Raw genomic sequence first — 3,293 nt, 5'->3', positions numbered from 1 at the left:
GATACAACGTGTTCTTCATTATGATGAGGAGAGCCAGGAGTTGATCGTGCTTGGGACGGGCTCACCAATTGAGACTGTGGCCTATCAAGTGCCTTTGGACGGTTCATCAATGACCCGCATCACGCTCGAGTCTGGGCTTCACCGTGTCAAGGTCTCCGATACGGGGAAATACATGATAGATGCCTACAGTTCACTGGAAATTCCGCGCAGAACAGTCATTCGGGATAGAAGCGGTAAGGTGGTCAAGACCTTGCTCGATGCTCCAGATCCACTGAAGGGGAAGAAGATAGGAACGACCGAGATATTCACCATACAGGCCGAAGATGGTACAGATCTCTATTGCCGGATGATCAAACCGTCTGATTTCGATGCATCGAAGAAGTATCCGGTCTTCGTTTATGTATACAATGGACCACATGTCCAACTGATCCACGATACCTGGCTCGGAGCAGCCTCCTTATGGATGCACCACTTGGCCGAGCAAGGATATATCATCTTCACCTTGGATGGAAGAGGTTCCAGCAATCGGGGTTTGAAATTCGAGCAGGCCGTACATCGCCAATTGGGATTATTGGAAGTGAAGGACCAGATGGCCGGTGTCGAGTACCTGCGCAGTCAACCCTTTGTGGATGCCGATCGTATGGCCGTGCATGGATGGAGCTATGGTGGATACATGACCCTCAATCTCATGCTGCGTCAGCCAGATGCATTCAAAGTAGGAGTGGCCGGAGGAGCAGTGACCGATTGGCGTTTTTATGAAGTCATGTACACCGAGCGGTACATGGATTCACCTGCAGACAATCCATCCGGATATGAGACGACCCGACTATCAAGTTTGGCCGATAAATTGGAAGGCGACCTGCTGCTGATCCACAACACTTCAGATGATATCGTAGTGCCTCAGCACTATATGGTCATGATGAATGCCTTCATCAATGCAGACAAGCAGGTGGACACATTCATCTATCCGGGACATAAGCACAATGTCAGAGGTCCCGATCGAGTGCATCTGATAGAACGCATAGTCGACTATGTGAACGAGCATCTTTGAATCCATCATTCTACCGGTATCCATGACCACCGATCCACTCGCAAGGGAGCTTTATGAAGGAATCACTCAGGGAGACATCCGTTCGCTGAGCAGAGGCATCACCTTGATCGAGAGCACTCTGGAAAAGGACATGATGGCCGCTGATAGTTTGATGGACCAATGTGCTGAGTTCTCTGGAAAAAGCCACCGATTGGGGATAACAGGTGTACCTGGTGTAGGTAAATCCACCTTCATCGAAAGCCTCGGGCTCAGATATTGCGAGGCGGGTCATCGCGTTGCAGTATTGGCTATCGATCCATCGAGTTTACGTACGGGTGGAGCCATACTCGGAGATAAGACCCGTATGGAGAAATTAGCCTCCCATCCCCATTCATTCATTCGACCTTCTGCTGCCTCTAATACATTAGGTGGTGTGGCACGAAAAACAAGGGAAAGCATCATTTTATGTGAAGCAGCTGGATTCGACCGCATACTTATTGAAACCGTAGGCGTGGGACAGAGTGAGACCCAGGTACGTATGATGGTGGACACCTTCGTGTTGCTCATGTTGGCGGGAGCAGGCGATGAATTGCAAGGGATCAAACGGGGCATCATGGAGATGGCCGATATCCTATTGATCAACAAAGTGGAAGAAGAGTCAGATGCTGAGGCGAGAGAGGCGATCAGTGACTATCGTTCGGCATTGCATCTTCTGGGAAGTACCGATACAGGCTGGAATCCAGGAGTATGGTCGGTCTCTTCATTGACCGGACGTGGCATGGACCAGGTGGAGAGTGCTATTCAGGAGCATTGGGAACACCTTGGGTCTGATGGAAGCCTGCAAAAGCTCCGTCAAGCGCAGGATCTGAATTGGTTCGAAGAAGCCTTGCGTGAAGAGCTATTCAAGAAATGGAGTGCTGACCGGCAAGTAGGCTCCAAATTGGAAGAACTGAAGGAAGCCGTTAAAGGTGGGGAGATCAGCCCTTTGCGAGCAGCTAGAAAAGCGACTTCTGACTAGAGCTTTGAACGAAGTTCTTGCTTCAAGTAGCGTATAGCCACGTCATGTGGGAACTCATCGATCGATCCAGCGAGTTCCAATAGAATACGGCTCAACTCATTGGCACTGCTATTCTCCGAACACTGACCGGAAGCCAAACTGATCAGCTTGATCGTCTCATCTTTGGCCTGTCGGATCAATTTCCATATCTCATCCGAGACATAGATCTGTTGACTGAGATTATGCTCGAATTCTTCTCGAATCGCCCTGACCATGTCGCTTTCCAATGACTTTGCACTATTGGCATTCTTATACATCCTCAGCACCATATTGCTGGGATTGATGCGCTCGAGATAGAGCACAAGCCGTTCGTAGGCCTGAAAGTTGACATGTACTTTGAATTTTTCAGCAGTTGCACTCCCTCTATTCAAGCGTTCAAAGAGAGCTTCCAATTGATACTTGAACAAAAAATAAGCAGCAAAGAGAACGACCAAGGCAGGTACGGTGCCTATGAGTATCTGACCAAGAATTTCCATTGACAGGGGTGTCTTTCAGTGTCTTTTCTAACGGAAATAACGCAAAATTGTTCATCTCAGTCCTTGAATGGTCTTCATAGTCTCCATTTAGTCAACGCAAGATGAGCTGATTCATGGGTCTGAGGGGGATTGAATATGTACTTTCGCAGCCACATTTCGAGAAGAGAATAATGCACCTATCCGATACGATCCAACGCTTGGCCGAATCCGCCACTCTGGCCATGGCCAGAAAGAGCAGAGAACTCAAGGAAAAAGGAGTGGATGTCATCAGTCTGAGCCTGGGAGAACCCGATTTCGACACACCGGATTTCATCAAAGAAGCCGCCATTCAAGCAATTCACGGAGACTATAGCAGCTATCCACCTGTAAATGGATATCTAGAAGTACGTCAAGCGATATCAGCCAAGTTCGAGCGCGACAATGGGTTGAATTACAGTCCCGATCAGATCGTAGTGTCCACAGGAGCGAAACAGTCTATAGCTAACGTGGTCCTTGCAATTGTATCACGCGGTGAGGAGGTACTTCTTCCGGCTCCTTATTGGGTCTCTTATGAAGAGATAGTCAAGCTGGCCGGGGGAGTTCCCAAAGTGATCAAAACAGACTTGAGCAGTGATTTCAAGATCACACCTGAACAACTGGAGAACGCCATCACCGAGAAGTCTCGCATGATGATATTCAGCAGCCCCTGCAATCCCACAGGGTCGGTCTATTCGCATGAAGAACTGACCGC

Annotated in this window: 4 protein-coding genes; 3 read left to right on the top strand and 1 reads right to left on the bottom strand. The window is 48.9% G+C overall.

Going from position 1 to position 3,293, the window contains the following annotated elements; translation table 11 throughout:
- Together HKN79_11415 and meaB are read left to right on the top strand one after the other, a co-directional pair.
- Positions 1 to 1,051, top strand: a 1,051-nt coding sequence (locus HKN79_11415) for a prolyl oligopeptidase family serine peptidase (protein NNC84175.1), incomplete at its 5' end; no start/stop codon positions are given.
- Positions 1,052 to 1,073: 22 nt separating this feature from the next.
- A complete protein-coding gene (meaB, locus tag HKN79_11410; protein ID NNC84174.1) occupies positions 1,074 to 2,048 on the top strand; it encodes a methylmalonyl Co-A mutase-associated GTPase MeaB in 975 nt (324 codons plus the stop codon).
- Here meaB and HKN79_11405 read toward each other — a convergent pair.
- Positions 2,045 to 2,563, bottom strand: a complete 519-nt coding sequence (locus HKN79_11405) for a hypothetical protein (GenBank protein NNC84173.1) — start codon at positions 2,561 to 2,563, stop codon at positions 2,045 to 2,047. The two genes, meaB and HKN79_11405, sit on opposite strands and share 4 nt — an antisense overlap.
- A gap of 170 nt (positions 2,564 to 2,733) precedes the next feature.
- Here HKN79_11405 and HKN79_11400 point away from each other — a divergent pair.
- The coding region (locus HKN79_11400; protein ID NNC84172.1) for an aminotransferase class I/II-fold pyridoxal phosphate-dependent enzyme at positions 2,734 to 3,293 on the top strand (560 nt) is incomplete at its 3' end.

Source organism: Flavobacteriales bacterium, assembly GCA_013001705.1.
GTDB lineage: Bacteria > Bacteroidota > Bacteroidia > Flavobacteriales_D > JABDKJ01 > JABDLZ01.
The sequence above is the reverse complement of the archived record's forward strand: the minus strand, read 5'-3'. Positions and strand labels throughout refer to the sequence as shown.